Source organism: Burkholderia sp. 4M9327F10 (genome assembly GCF_005503145.1).
Lineage (GTDB): Bacteria > Pseudomonadota > Gammaproteobacteria > Burkholderiales > Burkholderiaceae > Paraburkholderia.
In genome coordinates this window covers 209,555-226,556 of sequence record NZ_SCNV01000005.1, presented here as the reverse complement: position 1 = coordinate 226,556, position 17,002 = coordinate 209,555, and the positions used below count along the sequence as shown (strand labels likewise).

The following is a 17,002-nucleotide window of genomic DNA, read 5'->3' as shown; positions in this document are numbered from 1 at the left end:
GTTTTTTTGGTCTTCCAACGCCTAGTGATGTTGCACGAGGGAGATTACGGCAACGACCGCGATCGCGGCAAATGCCACCCACGTGATCCAGCCATTCTTCTTCGCAAACTTCTGGCCAAACGTTTCTTTTTTTGCGTTGTCACTTTGAGTCATTAGATGCCTCCTTTTGGCATTTTCCATCAGCTACACATGCGTCCCAAATGGCGACGCGTTTCTCAAAATCCCGTTGGCGTGACTGTTCTACAGCCTCGGGGGTGGTATCGGCGCCCGTCACAGAGACGATCGCCTTGATCAGTGCGTCCTGCTCGGCCTGCGGTGTCTTGTCAGCCTTGTACGCGATGATGATTTCGCCGGGCGTGTCCGGCTTGAACTCAACGCGTCGAACGTCGATTTCCTTGTAGACGCTGGGGTCGAGTGCCGGCAGCGCTGAGGGCGTCAACACCGACCGCGCCGGTCGGGGGATGTTTCCGATATCCTCCGCAAGCCCGGAGTTGGCCATAACCTGCGCTCCCATGCCAGCGCCCAAAGCGTGAGCGGGAATGAACAACGCCCCCACCGAGAGCACATTACCCACAAAGTTGCGAACCCGGACGCTGCCCGGCAACGTCCGCGGATCGCCTTGGCGAAGAACGAACTGCGTGTAGTACTCGACCTGCGCTTTGGCAAAGAGCGGGTAGTCGGCGGGAGCCAGCGCGGTGTAGTCCAGCACATGAAACAGGTACGCACCGTTCCTGACGAGGTTGGTGTCGCGTTCCTTCAAGGCCGACTCCACACCGAGCGTGACGGGATTGTCGCTCACGCCCTGCAGGACGAGCGGGCTACCGCGATAGCGCGTGCCGTCGAGCTTTACATCGTACGATACCTTGCGTTCACGCACAGCGGCCAGCGTTGCGTCTAGCGTCGACGTGTCGCCGGACCACATGTCGATTGGGCGTACCACGATGATGTGCGCTGCGTCCGTATCGAGTTCTACCGGCTGCGCATGCGCAGCCGATGCTCCCAGGGCAGCGATGGCAACGCAGATCGACGCCACGAACCTTGATCGCTTCATTCCTGTCTCCTAGCTCTTGATGTTCAGCGACTGCCTGATGGTCTCGCATGCCGCGGCCTGCGTTGCAAACGCTCCGACGCTTTGCTTGAGCTTGTCGTAGTCGGGCTGCATGGTCTGGAGCTGGTCGCGCATCGACGCGAGCTGCGTCTCATCGTCCTTTTTCGTCCGGCTCAGATCCACGACCTGTTTGTCGAGTTTGGCGAGCTTGTCGGACTGCTGCTTGTTCGTCCTTTCGAGCGACCTGTTTCCGAGGTACATCACTCCGGAGAATCCGAGGGAAGCGACAAGCGCGATCGAACCGATCACGATCAGGGCCTTGCGAATAAGCTGTTTAGTGTTCGTCATGGTTATCTGGCGGTTTAGTAGGTAGGAAGAACCGATGAACCGGCTTTTTGCGCGGTGCCGTTTGAGCTGTTTTGCTCGATAGGGTTGTAGTTGCCGCTGATGTTCGTCGGCAGGTTCGAAAGTGCCTGATTCATCATCTGCGACGTGAAAGCGCTGAAGTCGATCTTGGTGAAGTCGATCGCACTGATCTGTGCGGGCGACAATCCGCTACATCCGGCGAGCGGTAGACCCAGCTGGGTTTTGCCCTGGATGTTGATGATCTCTGCAAGCAGCGAGTTAAAGGAGCAGTAGTTGTCGACGTACTGAACACAGGAGCCCAGCACGCTCTTTGCGCACGTTTCGTTAATGTAGGTGCTCAGGCCTGATCCCTTGTGCAGCGCGAGTAACTGTTCCGACTGCGAGCACTGCGCAAGGTGTTCGATCACCTGGATCGCGACCATTGCAGCGAAAACGTACGGGTTAAAAGCGAGGTAGCCATCTGAACCGAAGGACGCCAGTTCCATGTTGCCGCCCAACACACCGGCGGACATCGTGCCGGTGCCGACCGTGAAGCCGTAAGCGCCGACAGAAAGGCCGTTCGTCGCCAGACTTGTCCCTAGCGTACCGCCGCCATCGGCGGCATTCATCGAAAACGCCGTCGTGAAGTTCTCTGTCAGCGCCTGCGAGAAAATGCCGTTCGAGTACATGGCGTCAAAGACATAAGGCGAGGCCATGTCGATTGCCTTCTCACCGGCGTATTTGACAACGGACGCGGCCGCACCGATCGCCACACTCATGACGGCCGAATTGGTCTGGCCGCCCGGCGTGCTCTTGCAGCAGTTCTGGATCCCTTCATATCCCTTCCGGCAACTCTCGGAGACTCCAGCGAAGATGCTGTTTCCGTCCGTGTAGGTCTGGCCTTCGCCAGTGATTTCCAGACCGAGGGCGCCACGTGCGAACGAATTGTTGTTATTAGGCGGCGTCGTGAACCCTCCGTCGTTAAAGAGGCCACTGGTGCAGCTCATTTGCTGCGCGGTCTGCTGTGCCTGCGTCAAACATGAGTACGTATACGTCCACTCATCGCACTGTCCGGTCTCAGCGATCGTGTCGTTACAGACGCTACCTTTGACGCCGCAGGCAGAGTTGTTCCGATACTGCGCGCACGTGTCCGTCGTCGTGCCCGTGCAGGCGTATTGATACGAATATTGCCAGCAGCTATAGGGAACGGCCAGCGCGCCCGATGGCAGGGAAGCGGTTGAGAGACACACCTGCTGACCGTTCGAATCTGTCTTGCAGGGTGTAGTGTCGATGCACGTTTGTGAGCCCGGGATTTGGGAGCAGGCACCCGCTGCATAGGTTTCCTGACTCTGCGCACGTGGAGCATGAGCCAGCGACAGCACACACACGATCACGGCCAGTGCGCGCCAAAGCGTCAGCGAAGACGCGAGATTTAGCGTTTTCAATTTTGTGGCACCCCAAGGGAAACACCGGCGCTCTTCTCGTAGGTTCCGCACGTGTCGGTCCAGCTCGTCGTGACGGTTTTCTGGATGCAGTTCGTGCCGTTTAACGTCTGACCGGTCGGGCAGCTGTACGTGGTTGTGGACGATGTAGTGGTGGACGAAACGCAGGTCTGTCCCTGCAGCGATCCACCACTCGGGCAGCTGTAGGTAACGCCTACGGTATTGGTCTGCGTGCAGGCCGACCCGTCCCACGTGTAGCCAGACGGGCACGATTGCAGCGGCAGGTAGTCACCGAGACACGTGCCCCCTAACGAGAAAACAATGGCCTCAAGCGGCATGCCGGCATAGGAAGCCGGGCACCCATTACTAAATTGAGGCGCGAGGCACAGCATCGTGCCGTTGTTCGTATGGTTTTCCGTAGTGCCACCCGGGCAATAGGGAGTGCCCGCCAGTTGCGAATACTGGATGCACTCATTCACGTTGTCTTGGATATAGCCGGCCGGGCAGGAAATCGTAGGGTTGTAGTTAATGGTATGCACGCATACACCGGCCTGCAGCGTGCCGCCATCGGGGCAGCTCGTGGTCGACAATGCCTGATTGATCGAGTTGGTGATCGTCGTGTTCAGATATTGAGAGCACGTGTTGTCTTCTTCATCGGTGGAGACAATGCAGGTATTGGTCGCGTACTGAGCCGGCGTTGTCACGACGGTTTGGGTAGAGCACGTCTGGGTAAGCGTGTTCGACGCAGTGTTGCCGAGATTTTGCGTTCCCGAGAAAATCGGATCGCTGGGCGTGACCTGATTGCCGTAACCGAACTGAGACTGACCGGCGCCGTATGTACCCGCGCAGTTTGCGGAGGTGCCTTGCACCGTGCCAGTCTTTCCCAGGACGGACGCTTCGCCCGTCGTTGGCTGCATGCACTGGTTGTTCAAGAAGTTCACGGCAGCGCAATACTGGTTCTGGTACGGGTCGCTGCCTGGCGTGTAACTCGCGCAATCGATCTGAGCCTGATTCCCGAGCGCAGTCAGACTGCCGGACTTTGCCGCGGTCAACGCGGAGGATGACGTGTTCGGGTTGGAGAAACCGGCGAAGCCTGACGGTACCGTGGTCGGTGTCGTGGTGCTTCCTGACCAAGCGCTGCTAACCCCGGACGGATTCACTATCTGCGAGGGCGAGGTAGGAGCGATCGAGTTGGCGAAGCTTGTCCCGTTTGCCACGTCGGCAGCGCTTTGCGCGAAAACGGCGGGCGCGCAGAGTGCAAGGAGTAATGGTAGCAGACGCCTCATGTCTATTGCCCCTTTGCGCCTTGCGCAGCGCCGTCATGCTGCGGGCGAACCATTTTCGATGCGTCTTCTGGCGTCATGCTGCCGCCCGCAACAGCCGCCTGAATCGCTGCGGTAACCTCAGAGGTGTCCGCGGGCGTGGACCTATCCGGGCAAAGGCTGTTGGCCAATACGAGTTTGTCCGGGTGACCGGCGCACATGCGCAACGGGGGTTGGCCGTCCTCGCAGATGTTCAGCTGGCCGCCCATATCTGGCCACGCAAGGTGAGCGCTTGGCTGTGCGATCACGTACGCCACGCGACCGCATCGAGGCTGTTCCTTGAAAGTCAGGATGCGCGCGGCGTAGAGCATTACCGGACCGTCGTTTCCCGTCCTTTGCTTGATTGACGCAATAGCGGCCGCAAACTGTCCGTTGTCGTCAAGAGGCGCGTTTGCCTTTCCGTCTACGACAGCCTGTGTGAGTACGCTCTTTGGCGAGTCGTCAGCCGCGTGTCCAACAGCCGGTAGCACGAGCGCAATGGCACTCACTGCCAGTGCGGAGATGGTCAGTCTCATTTCTTGTTGGCCCTTATTGTTTTGTATGACTTACGAATGGTGAAAAGAGGTCCACGTCCTCTTGACGGAACGGCAGGTACGGCACGCTCCACGCGTAGTGAAACTTGTTGGAAGCACGCGACTTTTCGAGCGCGCGGATCTCCGTAGGCACGAACCCGATAATCCCCGGAACGACGGTGTTGAGCTTGAGAAGTGCCTCTTTGGGATCAGTAGGTGCTGAACCGGACTGCCGGTAGCAGCTCACCGCATCGTCCTTCAGCGTGTTGCCGTTGAGCGTGCGGCGGTATTTGTCGACCAGCATGTATTTGCATGCGAGATACTGCGGCTCTGGCCCGGCGTCGTGAGTGACGCGCGCGAGCAATCCGTAGCCGTCGTCAACGCCTGTCGCGATCGAGGCGCGCAGCAGCATGACGCGTTGATTCGGTGTGACCTGATCGTTGTACAGCGCTTTCGGAATGCCCGCGAGATCGGACCAGCAAGATTTTGTATAGGTCAGCGCCCGTTGCTGATCGCCCTGGCGATAGCTGAGGAACGCGCCGAATCCACAGACACGGTATGAGGCATCCGGAGCGATGGCTGCAGCCTGACTTATCAGCGCGGACGCTGTGCCGGCGTCCGGGCGTTGGCCCTTGCCATACGCAGCGGCAACGGCGAGATCGTAGATCGCCGGCTGGTAGTTGAATGCCGCAGCGTTCCGGTACAGGTCCATAGCTTTCGGGACGCTTTGCGGTTCGCCGAAGAGACCATACTCGGACACAAAACCCTCGAAGGTCATTGCTTCAGGGTTGCGCTGGGAAGCCAGATTGGCAAGCCTTGTCAGGAAGTCTTTCCGTTGTGCGGCGTTCGCGCCGGTCAGTTGGATCATCCACGAAACGATCGTTTCTCCGTCGTTGGTCACAACGTTATGGGTTCCGTAGCGAATCCTGTCGCCATATTCCGATGCTTTCGGCAGCGCAGCCTTGGCCTGTGCGACAGCGAGATCGTTCACGCTATTGACGACCGCCGAATTTTGATGCTGGTAGTTCTGTACCAGTCCTTTGAAGACTTCTGAATTGAACGTTGACTCGGCGAAGCCCTTCACGCTCTCGGGCGTCGTCGGCATGCCTTGCGCAAACGCCGCTGTACAGAATAGCGCGGCCAGGACTGCGCTTGAGCACATGGCGACTGGACGGCGAACACCCGGGACATTGGTCTGCATCGTTATGTTGAGAGCTAGGTATAGTTAAATTATAATCAGTTCCCTTGCCGACTCAAATCAATATTTGAGTGCTTGGCGAAAGCGCGACAACCTAACGAGTCAGAACAGTAAACGGGGGCTAGGATGGCCGAGAAAGATCTACCTGCAGTAAAGGGACTGGATGCCCTGACGCCTGACCAGCGCAGGGCGATCATGATGGTGAAGGAGGGTTCAAGCGAGCATGCGCCCATCGAGCAGGCCATACGCCAGCTATTCGTGTGGGCGATCGTCACGCAGTCATCCGATGTCCACATAAGTGGGCGCGGCCACAGGGACTCGCCCGACGTGTTTGTGAATGTCCGCACTCCGGGCGGATTCAAGAACTTCAAGTTCAGATACGACGGTGCGGCGATTGGCCGACATTGGGAAACCAAGATGTTCCAGCTGACTGGTACATCGCAAGGCGCCACGACCCCTGAAATCGCGTCTACCCGTTTCGAGCTGGAGCTACCGGCCGAGTTCGCTCGCGAACATGGCCTGCGACCGTTCGAGGGCGAATCGTTGTATATGGTTGACGTGCGGGTCGAATACACGAAGACCTATAACGGGTTCTCGTTCAAGTGCCGGCTACTCGACCCGCAGCGCGCTCCAAAGCTCCATGAGCTTCGTCTGTCTTATGCGCTGCTTCGCACGATCCTGCGCGCGCTTTCGGAGCCTAGTGGACTGATCCTCGTGACTGGCCCTACAGGATCAGGGAAGACCACATTACTCAACGCGATGCTGGACTGGTTGAACGACGAGCAGAAGGCGATCCACACGATTGAGAACCCGGTGGAAATCGCTATTCGCGGCGACGGGCCAATTACGCAGGTCCAGATTGGCGGCAACATCACGTTCAAACGAGCGTTGCGCTCTTCGCTGCGTCAGGATCCGGACATCATCATGGTGGCCGAGATCCGCGACTCGGAGACGATGGAGATCGCCCTGCAGGCCGCGCAAACGGGGCATCTGGTGCTTGCAACGCTTCACACCAATAGCAGCTTCGAGACGTATTCCCGCTCCATTGATCTGACCGAGGACAAGGTGCGCGACGCGTACCGTGTCGCGCAGGTGCTGAAACTGGTGGTTGCGCAGCGGCTCATAGATCGCTACGAAGGCGTGCCCACGACCCGCAGGCTGACCCGGGATGAGCAGTTCTGGCTGAAGTCCAACGGAATGTATCTCGGAGATACCATCACGGAGGTTAAGGATGGCGTGAAGAAGGGCAAGGTTGCGCTCCTTGAAGTCATCACGACGACTCCTGAAATCAAGGGCTTGCTGCAAGCCGACCGGGTTGACACTTCCGCGATCTATCGCGCTGCTTGCGAGCAGGACCAGTTCGAGCCTCTCGCGGTGGCCGGCATTCGCGCCGTTCAGTCGTTTGGGTCGACCATGGCGGAAGTCGTCACCAAACTCGAAGGGAACATCGACGCAGAGGCGCATCCGAGCCTCCGCGTTCGACTTTCCAAGACACACGGATTGAACTACGTCCAGGTTGCGAACGCGATCGACGCTTACCACCAGGCGGCCGATGCCGGTAGCGACGAACCGCTTTCGTCACATATGGACCGTGCGCAGGTTGACGCCATCACCGAAGTTATCGAAGCCGAAGAGGTCTGATATGAAGCGACTCGCGTCACTGGTTCTGGCCGTCGCCGTAGCGCTGCCCGTTGCTGCTCACGCCCAGGTTCCGGCCGGCATGGAGCAGCTCAAGCCGTACCTGCAGGTCAAGCCCGTTGCGGGCGATGAGGAGACTGTACGGGTTTTCTTTTCGCCCAGCTGCCCGTTCTCCCGTATGTATTTCCAGTTCTTCAAGAATCTGGAGGCGACACTGCCGCAGGATAAGACCTTTGCTTTTACGCCGCTCGTCAATAAAGCCGATGGAATCCAGTTCGCGTTGAGTTATCTCGCTGTGCAGAAATATTACCCAGCGTACATACATAACTTTATGGAAGCGGCATTTATAGGGGTGCAGGATAAAGGGTTGTCCACGCTGAATTGGGCGGGCATTGACAGGATAGGGCGCGCGGCGCACGTGCCGGTATCGGTACCTGAGCTGGTGCAAGCGCACGGTGACACGCTCAGGGCTAGTCTGCAGTCGCTTCTGGTGCTCCAGAAGTCACTGCAGATCACAAACACACCGGCCGTTTCGGTTGCAGGAACTTACATTGTGACGCCGGAATTTACGGGAGGGGATACCGCGATGTTCAGTCAGCTGGTGAACGGAATCATCTCAATGGCGCGCTGACGAGTGTCGCGGACGCGCTTGCGGCATTCAGGAAGAGTGGGGGGAACCGCGTGGCCCGCAAACTGCTACGCTGGTTTGTGCTTTCCTTACATTACAATTATTAACAGTATTGTCATGTTCGATCCGATACCATTGCGCGCGCCAGTGCCGCATCCTTGGTTTAGTAAACCACGGTAAACACCTTTTGTGACGGGCGTCACAGCTACATTCTTTCCGAATTTTAAATGACGATGTACAGTGGCAGGGGTGTTCCGGCACCTTTTTTAGGGTCCGGCTCCTTGTTATGTAGTTGTAATATCGTGTCTAATCCGGGTAGCGGCGCTCCGTACATGCTCCAGACGCTTGGAAAGTCGCTTTCCCCCGGATCTGATCTGTCGGTTTTCGCCATGCTTGTGTCGCCGCCGGCGGGCCGGGACATAACAGAGTCTGATCCTGTACGTGGCATCCCAAATGCTCCCGATGGACCGCTATGCTGACTGACGAACAAAAAACACTTATTAAAAAAGGTCTGGGCAAGGGTGTCGCCGATACTCAAATCGCGGAGTCCATCGGCGCGAAGCACATGCAGGTCTTTTCCTATCGCAAGCAACTAGGCATCACGGCCAGCCAGGTACTGGAGATTCGCTACGACACGTGGATCCGCCTGCTCGAGTCCGGCATGAGCGTCGACCTCGTGGCCTCGCTCTACAAGGTTAAGCCCGAGTCCGTCTTGAACACGCTGTACCGCAAGCGGAAATTTTCCTACACCGAGGCGAAGAAGCGCGGCCAGAAGGCGATCGAGGCGGGTTTTCGGAAGGCAATGGGCCTGACGGCGCAGGACGTCAGGGAGCAGCGGCTGGAGACATGGCTGAAGCTTTTCGATTCAGGCATGACGATCGATTCGATTGCGGACCTATACAAAGTAAAGGCGTCGACGGTGCGCAATGCGTTGAAAAAGCGAACGGCCGGCATGGAGCAGCCCGTGTGCGAAGGCGCTGCGTTCGACTGGTAGACGGTGGCACCATAGAAAAAGGGCTGGTTTCGCATGCGAAAACCAGCCCTTTCTATTTCCTGTTCAGCGCGGCCAGACCGTCACCGTTGCGACGCGGCAACTCAGCCGATGCTCAATACCCCGAGCGGCCGTTCATGCCGAACTTGTTCTTCGGACCCGGTGCGCCCAGGCCAACCCCGTTGTGATTTATCCCTTTTGCCGGGCCACCATAAGAATTGCCACCGCTGTAGCCGCCGGGGCCTTCTGCAATCGGAATACGTTTGATCAGTTCGAGGACTTTCAGCGCCGCCTTTTTTAACATCGCCATTTTTCACCTCTAATTTTCATTGATTTTCTTTCACACTAGCACAAAAGAGTTTTTACCGAAACCCCTCTCTTTTAACGCCAGATTTTCGAATTAATACCAGAGTCAGCGGATCGGCTTCGCACGTACGTGTATTCATTTACAGTCGATCAATCGGCTCTGCTGATCGGCTATCGATGGGGGAACTGGCGCGTGACCCTACACCACCGGTTTAGCCGTTCGCGGACCGCGGCCGGTTGCCGACGCTCGGAAGGCGCGGCGACTCGATTCGAAGATGCCGAGCATGGAGGCGAAAAAGGCTGCGACAAACACAGCGATTCCGTAGCCACCCCACAGGTATTTACTCGCTTCCGATGTGAGCTTTTCAATCGGTTGTTCCGAGAATCCGAGGGTCTTGCATATGATCGGTGGCAAAGCGGCCTCGGTCTTCTCGCCGCTCGCCAATTTGCGGACGTCAGGATCCTTGCATGTTTGCACGGTCACGTACCCGTCTTGAGCTGTAGGATATTTGGCTACATCGGAGACGTATTGATAGAACTCGCGTGGAATCGGCGAGAACGAAAATCCGCTGTACAGGGCCAGCGCGACGCAGAGAAGCACACTCGGCACAGCGAACAGCGTGTAGAACGCCCACTTGGCCCAAAAAGCTATATGCCGTACGACGGTCCATGCGGCCTCGAGCTGGGTCTGCAAAGCTTCCTGATTCATAGATCACCTTAACGTTGGTTATTGCCGGAGGAAATCCCCTGCCGACTATCTTTAAATGGCGCTCGCGCACGAAAACCGGCAAAGCCGGTTGTGAAATTACTGCGGGGCCTGCGAACCACGCGACGTGCTGTCGCTAATTGCCCTCAATAGACCATGCCGGACGCGATCCAATTCGGCTGCGGTAGTTTTCCTGTCGGCCTCTCTGCGTTCACTTCCGTGCGTCCATGCCTCCTGAAGCTCGGTGTCGTCTTGCAGGAGATGCGGCATCGGCTCGCAAGAAAAGAGATACCCGGCGCGCTCGGCAAACGCCCACGCATCCGACCTGTGCCGGTCGAAGGCTTCGGTGCCGACATCGCCCGAAGTGACCAGAAGCCACATAAGCGCTGACTCAACGCGGGCATTGAGCGCCAGGCTGAAAAGGCTTTCTGCTGCCGCATCGTCGGTCGGCGAATCGGGCCAGAGCCTCTCAAGCATCAACAGGGCGGCGCTATCACACGCATCGAACCGATCGTCTTCGGGCGAGCGGCGATCATCGTCGTCCGGATCCTGGCAATACGGCGGAACCGGCCCGAGGTCTTCGCCCTTCCTGACGGATTCCAGCAGCCATTCGAAATGACCCTCGCGCGCCAGAAACGCGCAGTTGTCCACACCGTACGCGTTGGTCAAAGACCAGCCATCGCATTCCCGCCAGAGTGTGTAGCCGTGGAAGTCGTAGCTCCCTTCAGAAGCATTCACTTCGGCCATCAATTCGGCTGCGGTCGGCAGTGAGGCGAGCCACGTGGCGTGATTGTCGGCGGCCTTTCGTTGCGCTTCCTTTGACGTCGCATATCGTTGTGCTGCGTCGTGTATGGCCGCAAGCTCGGGAATCGCATCGAGCTGGGACAGATCTACGTCGGGTGCAGTCAGCGCTGTTTCGAACGCATGATCGAAGGCGGAATATAAGTCGCCCCAATCTGGTTCGTTGAGCACGGCGAGGAAAGCAGTTGCTACCGCAACCAAGCCAGTATCAGGCACGACTTTTTCAACAGTGTCCTCTATCACCTTTCCTCCGGGACAAAATCGGTTTCGCGGTTCGGGGCGTATTGTGTCGACGTGGAGCGCACCATCGCGCTCCACGTATCAGGGATCGACTCAACCCGGCCCGCGTCTGACAAATCTCGACTTCGGTTCGGCAGCCGGTGGCGTCGGCGTCGGTTTTGCCGGAGTATCGGTGTTGCCAAGACGCGTACGGGACGAAGCGCCCGCTGACCGGCCTGCGTCGACCACGTTGTCTGCCACGTTTGCTGCCGTTCTCGCAACGGTGCCGTGGCCATTCGCATCGAGCCCTGAGTCAGCCGCCAGGTGCTCCGCGCCAGTGACCTGCTTTTCGATCCCTCGTTGGGCTGCTGGCACGCGGGTCTCTACCTCCCTCTTCAGATCCGGAGCAAGGTTGAATTGGGGCGCGGGCGCTACTGGCAGGCTTGGGACGCCCGCGATTTGCGGCGACGCAGGTGCTGTAGGCGTTGCACGTGTTGCAGATGCTGCAGGAGCGGCACCCGCGCTCACAGGCGACGGCGACCGGCCGGCGTCATGATGCGTAACGCCAGATGCGCGACGGTGAGCTGCCGCTACCGGGTCGTTGGCGGCCGGCGCAGTAAACGGGCTGCGCTGGGTGGTCGGCACGGCAGGAACGATCGCGCCAGGTGTCCTCGAATTGGCAGCGCCCTGCAACCCGCCACTGTTGACGCCGGTGCGGTCCGCAGGAGCCGCGATGTCCATGTTCATCGGGCCCGTGTTAGTCGGGTCGAATCGCATGTGCTGCATCGCCCGACCTTCATCGGTCAGATAGCGGGCTGCTGCAAGCCTGTCTTCCGGTTTGGCGCTCTGATCCTGCGCAAGCATGACGGCCGCACGGTGACGGTTGATCGCTTCCTGTCCTGCGGAGTCACCTACAAGTCGACCTGTCGAGCCGGAATTCGCGTCGGAGGAAGCGGTGGCCAGGTACTTGCCGGCCGCTGCGTTATCGTTGAATTTGCGCCCGTCGATGGCCTGGAACGCCGCATATTCGGGATTGGTTTTCTGTTGCCATGCAATTTCTTCGGAACCGATCTTCGAGCTGAGGTCGACGAAACTGGAGCTTTCGTGGACGCCTTGAGACGCAGCGTCGCTCGTCGATTGAACCTCACTGAGCGTCTTTTGATAGGACTGCTGGGTACTGAGGCTTCTCGACAGATCGCTTGACGCCTGTTTGCCCGCGCTGGTGTTCTGATACTGCGACATCGTGTCGGACAACGCCTTGGTCAGCGCGACAGAATTGTTGAAATTTTCAGAACGACCACGATCCTGATTGGCCTGCAATGAGTCCTGCGCGGCCGTACCGGTGTCGCCGTGCGCGCCAGCGGAAAGGCTAAGCCCGCCCATCTTCCCGGTGCTCGCACCGATGCTGCCCCCCATGCCGGCGTTCGTCGCATTGGTGTTGCTCCGTAGCCCGGTCAGGCCGCTACCGGCATGCAACTGGTTCTGCGCCTGCTGTTCCTTGTTGTAGTTCGTCGCAACCGACTGCCCGATTGACTGATCGATGCCGAGTTTGCTGTAGTTGCCTGTACTCATCGCCTCCCGCCACTCGGCGAGATTCGTCTGTCCCGAGCTGATCGCCTGACTGCGGGTGTCAGACTGCGTCAGCACGCGGCCCGCGTCCCGCACCGAATTGCCGAAGGTGGACGTCGTGGAGACCGCATCTAGGCTGCCTTGCATTGCGAGCTTGCCGGACCCATTTCCCAGCTGGCTGATAGTGCCGACCGAGCTGTTCTCAAACATGGGCCGTGTTGATGCAGGCGTAGGCGCAAGGTTCTCTTCGACATCTTTGCTCTTGGGCGCAATGGTCGTGGCCACGCTCGTCATTGCGGACGACTCGCCGAGGCCGAAAATCAGACTCATCAGAACCGGCAGGCTTGCCATGATGTGCGAGCCGACGCCGATCTGCAGGCTGAGTTCCTTGTACGCGGCCAGCGTGGTCGCCTGCGACAGCCAGCCACCTTGCCGGATCGATTGAAGGTAGTTCGCCACGTCGATGCACAGCATGCCGTTGACCAGCTCCGCGCCAACGTTCACGACGAGCAGCGGCCACACCATAATGTGCGCGGCGGTCTTGACACACTTCCCAGCGTCTACGCCGGCGAACATCATGAACATGATGATGACGGGTCCGAGGCCGATGATCAGGGCGATCAGGTAATTGCCGAAGCTGCCGGCATAGCGGAGCATGGGCACTTCACTCGCCGCCTGCTGCAAATTGTTGCGCTCGACTTCCGATGCTTGCAGCGCTGTCGCTTCACATTCGGTCAGCGTGTCGCTGCTCGCCCGCAAACAGTTAAGGTCGTTCTGCACCATCTCCGAGAAGATCAGGTTCATGAACTCCGCATTCGACTGCCCGGTGCCGCCGGCAAACACACCACCGAGCGTGTTCGCGGTAGTGACTGCGTTGTATTGCGACGCGACGGTGTTAAAGCTGTAATCCGCTCCCGGAACAGGCGAGTCCATCCCGTTGACCGCGCCCTGGATCACGCGCGTAAATTCGACCGAGTTGAGCGCATTCGTGACGTCGTTCGCCACTTGATTGGCCGCTGCCGAGCACGAGAGCATGTTCGTGGCGTTCAGGCCCGGATCGTTGACCATCCCGCTGGTATTGAGTGACGCCTGATAGAGCAGCGCGCCGAGCGCGGTCGGATTTGTGCCGTTGATTTCAATTGACTGTGAAGTGGTCGCGCCCGTGTTGCCGGCGTTCATCACAAGATTCTGGATATTGGCGTAGTTCACGCCCGAGTCCGGCCCAAGACACGCGGCCAGTACAGTCTTCACTTCCGAGTCGACACCACCCAGCCGGACCATGGCCGTGCGGGAGGTCAACAACACTTTCAATGGGTTCAGAAAGCCGTTGGCCGTGGCCGAAATCGCTGGATATTCGGCGTCGACGTTCTGGAAGGCGGTAGAGAAAAGCTGGTTCAGATTCTGTGAAAGCACGCTGCCGAAAGCCGGGATGGCCGAGATCGCCAGCGGAACGTGATCGACTTCGGTCACGGCTCCGTTGATGGTCGACTCCAGCTGGACGGTTCCCTGCAGCATGGGATTGGTGAGTGTCATCGCCAGAATAAACGGCATGAAAGCACTCATTGATCCGGACGCGAGCACCGCGCCCCCCTGCCCGTTCGCGCCTTTCAGCGCGGCACTGGTCGCGGTCGAAAGCAGACGCCACAGCCCCACGGCGAACGCGAAACCCCAGATCAGGGCGTTCTGCTGACAGATCATCGCGACGCCGTTGAGGACGGCACTCAGGGTCGTGAGGTCCGCGCTGACCGAATAGTACGTTAAGGTAGGTATAGCCACTGATACGCCCCGTTCGGTTACTTGATGTTGGAGGCCGTGAAACGCGTGTCCTCGTTGATTTCCGAGACGATCTTGAACAGCACGTCGCTGTTGTTGCACGCCGTTTCCTTGGTCAGAAAATCGCCACGCAGCTGTGCAATACGATCCTTCTCGTCCTTGGTGATATCGAAGCCCGTCGTCGTCTGGATGAGGTTAGACCCCTTATAGAGAACCTCCCCTACATGCGAAGCCACGCAATCGACAATGTGCGGCGCAAGACGCTCGGCGATTGCGATACGGGTATTCGGGTTCGAGGTCTTGGCCAGCAGAGCCGCCAGCGGCACCCCAGCCTGATTCATGAACTGGATTTGCGATGCCGTAAATTGTGTCGACTGCCCGCTGTTCACCTGCCCGATGATCGAGGTTCCGGTAATGGACGAGGCGGGGTCCGGCGACCCAAACAACATCGTATTCACCCACCCCTGGATGCCTTGATAGTTGAACGGAATCACCCGCATCTGCGTACAGATCTGATCGTCCACACCGCCAGTAATGCTTCCGCTCGGATTGACACACTGATAAAGCGACAACGGTGTATTTGGGTTCAATGAGCCGCTGCCGCCACCCTTGATAATGTCGTCGAGGGTAATGAGAGCCGGTCCAGAGCACGTGACCTGTCCCACCGTATTATTCGCGGGAGTGCTGGTTGACGGCGCTTGACCTGCCCCGTTGTAGCTATTGCAAGGCACGGCATCAATGTTGTAGCCGAGCAGCGCGTAGAGGATCTCGTTGTTCAGACTGTTCGGATTGGTCGGATCATCACCGCTGCCGTCGACGTTGCCGAGACCGGCAAGCCCCATGATCGAGGATGCGCCAGAAGACACAACCGTCTTGACCAGTGCGTTGCCGCTCTTCGGGTTATTAGCCGACTGCTGTTTGAGGTACGAATTCGCCTGCGACAGATAGTTGGTCAGACCACCGAAGGCGTCGGAGAACATGTTCGAGTTCGTACCCGCAATGTTGCCGTCACCATTGACTGCATTCGACAACGCCGAAGCTGCGGGATCGACGAGCATGTGCGCCATCTGGCAGGAATTCTTTGCCAGGTTATTCATGTTTTGCAGCAGCGTCTGAAATTCGGTGATCAACGCGTCGAGCGACGGAGAGATCGCCTTGATAGCAGCCTTGAACGCGAGGCCAGCCGCGTCGGCCGCAACCTGACGGAATATCTGGATCAACTGCTGGCCATTGATGAAGCTGAACGAACCACCGTACAGGTCAATCCCGCCGCACCCAGCGTCAATGCGCGGCGGGTCGAACGTAATGAGGTTCACGGACGAGATTGGTGTCCGCATGGTGAAGCCCCCCATGAACACGCCGACCCGATCTTTGGTGCTCATTGTGCTGGGCGCTGTCGAATTGCTCATGACCATCGAGCCGAGGTCCGCAAAGATCCCCGCGAAGGCGAATATCGGGGCGACCATAAGCACGATGGCCGCCAGGAAATGTTTTAGACGCATGGGCGACTCCTAGTACTGCTTGAGCAAGTAAGGTTGGAGGGTTTCTCTGAACGTATCCGGCTTGTTCGGGTCGAGCTTCAGGTTTTGCAGGTCGGTGCTTGTCGCTACGCCACGATCCCACACACTCAAATCCCGCATGACATCAGCGCTGAGCAGTCGCGTATCGTGACCGGCATAAGCGATCTGTTTGATCAGTTCATCTTCCGCATAGAAGCCTTGCGACACGACGAGATATCGGTTCGGGTCTGTTGAGCCGTCATAAGCCTTGGGATGAGGAACGAAAACGACAGACGGAGTGAGCTTGAGATTCAGCTTGTGAAACAGCCCGTTGTCCTGCATCACGTTGCCCTTGAATCCCTTGGGCTTTGTGCCGTCGAGCGATATCACGACGTACTCAAGGCCGAATCCATTTTTAAGCATCCCCAGCACTGGCAGCTCCATCGCGCAGAACCTACAGGAGCCATCTACGAACACGACCAGACCGCCAACTTGAGAAAGCTCCTGAACAGCCTTCTGCTGGGCTTGATAGTCCGCGTTTCGTACCGCGATCGCGCCCGTCGACGCATAGGGGACACGATTGTTTTCGTCCAGCACAGGATCCTCGTGCAGCACTCGCGTAACGGCCTCACTGAACCGTTGAGCCTTATCCATGACGATGCGCTTGGTGTACATGTAGGCAGAAACATTGGCGTCAGTCGGGTCGTTGATCGCGCGCTCTTCCAGCATTGGATAAACCTTGCGCAGAAAAGCGACGTCGACGGTCTGGCTACCGGTCGGCTTGGCAGCGGAAGCAGGAGCCGGCGCTGCGGCCTGCGGCGCCGGTTTGGGTTCGGCGTCGGGTTTCTGGCCCGGTGTCACGTAGGGTTCGTAGTTCAGAAAGGCGTCGCCGTAGTCGTCGCCGCGCGGAGCGACTTGCTGCGCGAACGCAACGGCAGATGCCGCCAGTGAACTGACGGCAACCAGCAGGGCGAGAACGGTATTTCGGCGGCCGGGCATGTCGTA

At 58.4% G+C, this 17,002-nt stretch carries 15 protein-coding genes; 3 read left to right on the top strand and 12 right to left on the bottom strand.

Going from position 1 to position 17,002, the window contains the following annotated elements:
* Nucleotides 1-21: 21 nt before the first annotated feature.
* The 6 genes from FFS45_RS42710 to FFS45_RS08155 all read right to left on the bottom strand — a co-directional run bounded on the left by FFS45_RS42710 (nt 22) and on the right by FFS45_RS08155 (nt 5,774).
* Nucleotides 22-153 (bottom strand): hypothetical protein, encoded by a 132-nt coding sequence (locus tag FFS45_RS42710; RefSeq protein ID WP_256390511.1) that lies wholly within the window; start codon nt 151-153, stop codon nt 22-24.
* Nucleotides 140-1,051, bottom strand: coding sequence for a hypothetical protein (locus tag FFS45_RS08175; RefSeq protein WP_137954125.1), 912 nt, complete (start codon nt 1,049-1,051; stop codon nt 140-142). The genes FFS45_RS42710 and FFS45_RS08175 overlap by 14 nt, the downstream gene beginning before the upstream one ends.
* 9 nt (nt 1,052-1,060) lie before the next feature.
* Nucleotides 1,061-1,396, bottom strand: coding sequence for a hypothetical protein (locus tag FFS45_RS08170; RefSeq protein WP_063501180.1), 336 nt, complete (start codon nt 1,394-1,396; stop codon nt 1,061-1,063).
* 14 nt (nt 1,397-1,410) lie between these two features.
* Nucleotides 1,411-2,787: a conjugal transfer protein TraN gene (traN, locus tag FFS45_RS08165; RefSeq protein WP_283204751.1), complete on the bottom strand. Its 1,377-nt coding sequence runs from the start codon at nt 2,785-2,787 to the stop codon at nt 1,411-1,413.
* Nucleotides 2,788-2,834: 47 nt separating this feature from the next.
* Nucleotides 2,835-4,121 carry a hypothetical protein gene (locus tag FFS45_RS08160; RefSeq protein WP_137954124.1) on the bottom strand — a complete coding sequence of 429 codons (1,287 nt, stop codon included), beginning with the start codon at nt 4,119-4,121 and terminating at the stop codon, nt 2,835-2,837.
* Between the two features lie 564 nt (nt 4,122-4,685).
* Nucleotides 4,686-5,774 carry a sel1 repeat family protein gene (locus FFS45_RS08155; RefSeq protein ID WP_137954123.1) on the bottom strand — a complete coding sequence of 363 codons (1,089 nt, stop codon included), beginning with the start codon at nt 5,772-5,774 and terminating at the stop codon, nt 4,686-4,688.
* Between the two features lie 219 nt (nt 5,775-5,993).
* On the opposite strand from FFS45_RS08155, the gene FFS45_RS08150 reads away from it, so the two are divergent.
* The 3 genes from FFS45_RS08150 (at nt 5,994) to FFS45_RS08140 (ending at nt 9,127) form a co-directional block, all read left to right on the top strand.
* Complete coding sequence (locus tag FFS45_RS08150) at nt 5,994-7,508, top strand: ATPase, T2SS/T4P/T4SS family (protein ID WP_137954122.1); 1,515 nt, start codon at nt 5,994-5,996, stop codon at nt 7,506-7,508.
* Between the two features lies 1 nt (nt 7,509).
* The gene (locus FFS45_RS08145) at nt 7,510-8,136 is read left to right on the top strand and encodes a thiol-disulfide isomerase (protein ID WP_137954121.1); all 627 of its coding nucleotides are present in this window, start codon (nt 7,510-7,512) and stop codon (nt 8,134-8,136) included.
* Between the two features lie 469 nt (nt 8,137-8,605).
* Nucleotides 8,606-9,127 carry a hypothetical protein gene (locus FFS45_RS08140; protein ID WP_063501187.1) on the top strand — a complete coding sequence of 174 codons (522 nt, stop codon included), beginning with the start codon at nt 8,606-8,608 and terminating at the stop codon, nt 9,125-9,127.
* A gap of 112 nt (nt 9,128-9,239) precedes the next feature.
* On the opposite strand, the gene FFS45_RS08135 is transcribed toward FFS45_RS08140, so the two are convergent.
* The 6 genes from FFS45_RS08135 to traF form a co-directional block, all read right to left on the bottom strand.
* Entirely contained in the window at nt 9,240-9,434 is a 195-nt protein-coding gene (locus FFS45_RS08135) for a hypothetical protein (protein ID WP_063501188.1), read from the bottom strand.
* A 195-nt stretch (nt 9,435-9,629) separates the two neighbouring features.
* On the bottom strand, nt 9,630-10,139 hold the full coding sequence (locus tag FFS45_RS08130; RefSeq protein ID WP_137954120.1) for a hypothetical protein: 510 nt from the start codon (nt 10,137-10,139) through the stop codon (nt 9,630-9,632).
* A gap of 96 nt (nt 10,140-10,235) precedes the next feature.
* Nucleotides 10,236-11,180: a hypothetical protein gene (locus FFS45_RS08125; RefSeq protein ID WP_137954119.1), complete on the bottom strand. Its 945-nt coding sequence runs from the start codon at nt 11,178-11,180 to the stop codon at nt 10,236-10,238.
* Between the two features lie 90 nt (nt 11,181-11,270).
* A complete protein-coding gene (locus FFS45_RS08120) occupies nt 11,271-14,501 on the bottom strand; it encodes a conjugal transfer protein TraG N-terminal domain-containing protein (protein ID WP_137954118.1) in 3,231 nt (1,076 codons plus the stop codon).
* A 17-nt stretch (nt 14,502-14,518) separates the two neighbouring features.
* Nucleotides 14,519-16,000, bottom strand: a complete 1,482-nt coding sequence (locus FFS45_RS08115) for a conjugal transfer protein TraH (protein ID WP_063501192.1) — start codon at nt 15,998-16,000, stop codon at nt 14,519-14,521.
* 9 nt (nt 16,001-16,009) lie between these two features.
* Nucleotides 16,010-16,996 carry a conjugal transfer protein TraF gene (gene traF, locus FFS45_RS08110; protein WP_137954154.1) on the bottom strand — a complete coding sequence of 329 codons (987 nt, stop codon included), beginning with the start codon at nt 16,994-16,996 and terminating at the stop codon, nt 16,010-16,012.
* Nucleotides 16,997-17,002: the final 6 nt, after the last annotated feature.

What these genes read in the sequence shown, in the direction of transcription:
- FFS45_RS08145 (WP_137954121.1), top strand. Translation starts at nt 7,510, where the DNA reads ATGAAGCGACTCGCGTCACTGGTTCTGGCCGTCGCCGTAGCGCTGCCC.
- FFS45_RS08170 (WP_063501180.1), bottom strand. Translation starts at nt 1,396, where the DNA reads ATGACGAACACTAAACAGCTTATTCGCAAGGCCCTGATCGTGATCGGT.
- FFS45_RS08160 (WP_137954124.1), bottom strand. Translation starts at nt 4,121, where the DNA reads ATGAGGCGTCTGCTACCATTACTCCTTGCACTCTGCGCGCCCGCCGTT.
- traF (WP_137954154.1), bottom strand. Translation starts at nt 16,996, where the DNA reads ATGCCCGGCCGCCGAAATACCGTTCTCGCCCTGCTGGTTGCCGTCAGT.
- FFS45_RS08130 (WP_137954120.1), bottom strand. Translation starts at nt 10,139, where the DNA reads ATGAATCAGGAAGCTTTGCAGACCCAGCTCGAGGCCGCATGGACCGTC.
- FFS45_RS42710 (WP_256390511.1), bottom strand. Translation starts at nt 153, where the DNA reads ATGACTCAAAGTGACAACGCAAAAAAAGAAACGTTTGGCCAGAAGTTT.
- FFS45_RS08150 (WP_137954122.1), top strand. Translation starts at nt 5,994, where the DNA reads ATGGCCGAGAAAGATCTACCTGCAGTAAAGGGACTGGATGCCCTGACG.
- FFS45_RS08115 (WP_063501192.1), bottom strand. Translation starts at nt 16,000, where the DNA reads ATGCGTCTAAAACATTTCCTGGCGGCCATCGTGCTTATGGTCGCCCCG.
- FFS45_RS08135 (WP_063501188.1), bottom strand. Translation starts at nt 9,434, where the DNA reads ATGGCGATGTTAAAAAAGGCGGCGCTGAAAGTCCTCGAACTGATCAAA.
- FFS45_RS08155 (WP_137954123.1), bottom strand. Translation starts at nt 5,774, where the DNA reads ATGCCGACGACGCCCGAGAGCGTGAAGGGCTTCGCCGAGTCAACGTTC.
- FFS45_RS08140 (WP_063501187.1), top strand. Translation starts at nt 8,606, where the DNA reads ATGCTGACTGACGAACAAAAAACACTTATTAAAAAAGGTCTGGGCAAG.
- FFS45_RS08175 (WP_137954125.1), bottom strand. Translation starts at nt 1,051, where the DNA reads ATGAAGCGATCAAGGTTCGTGGCGTCGATCTGCGTTGCCATCGCTGCC.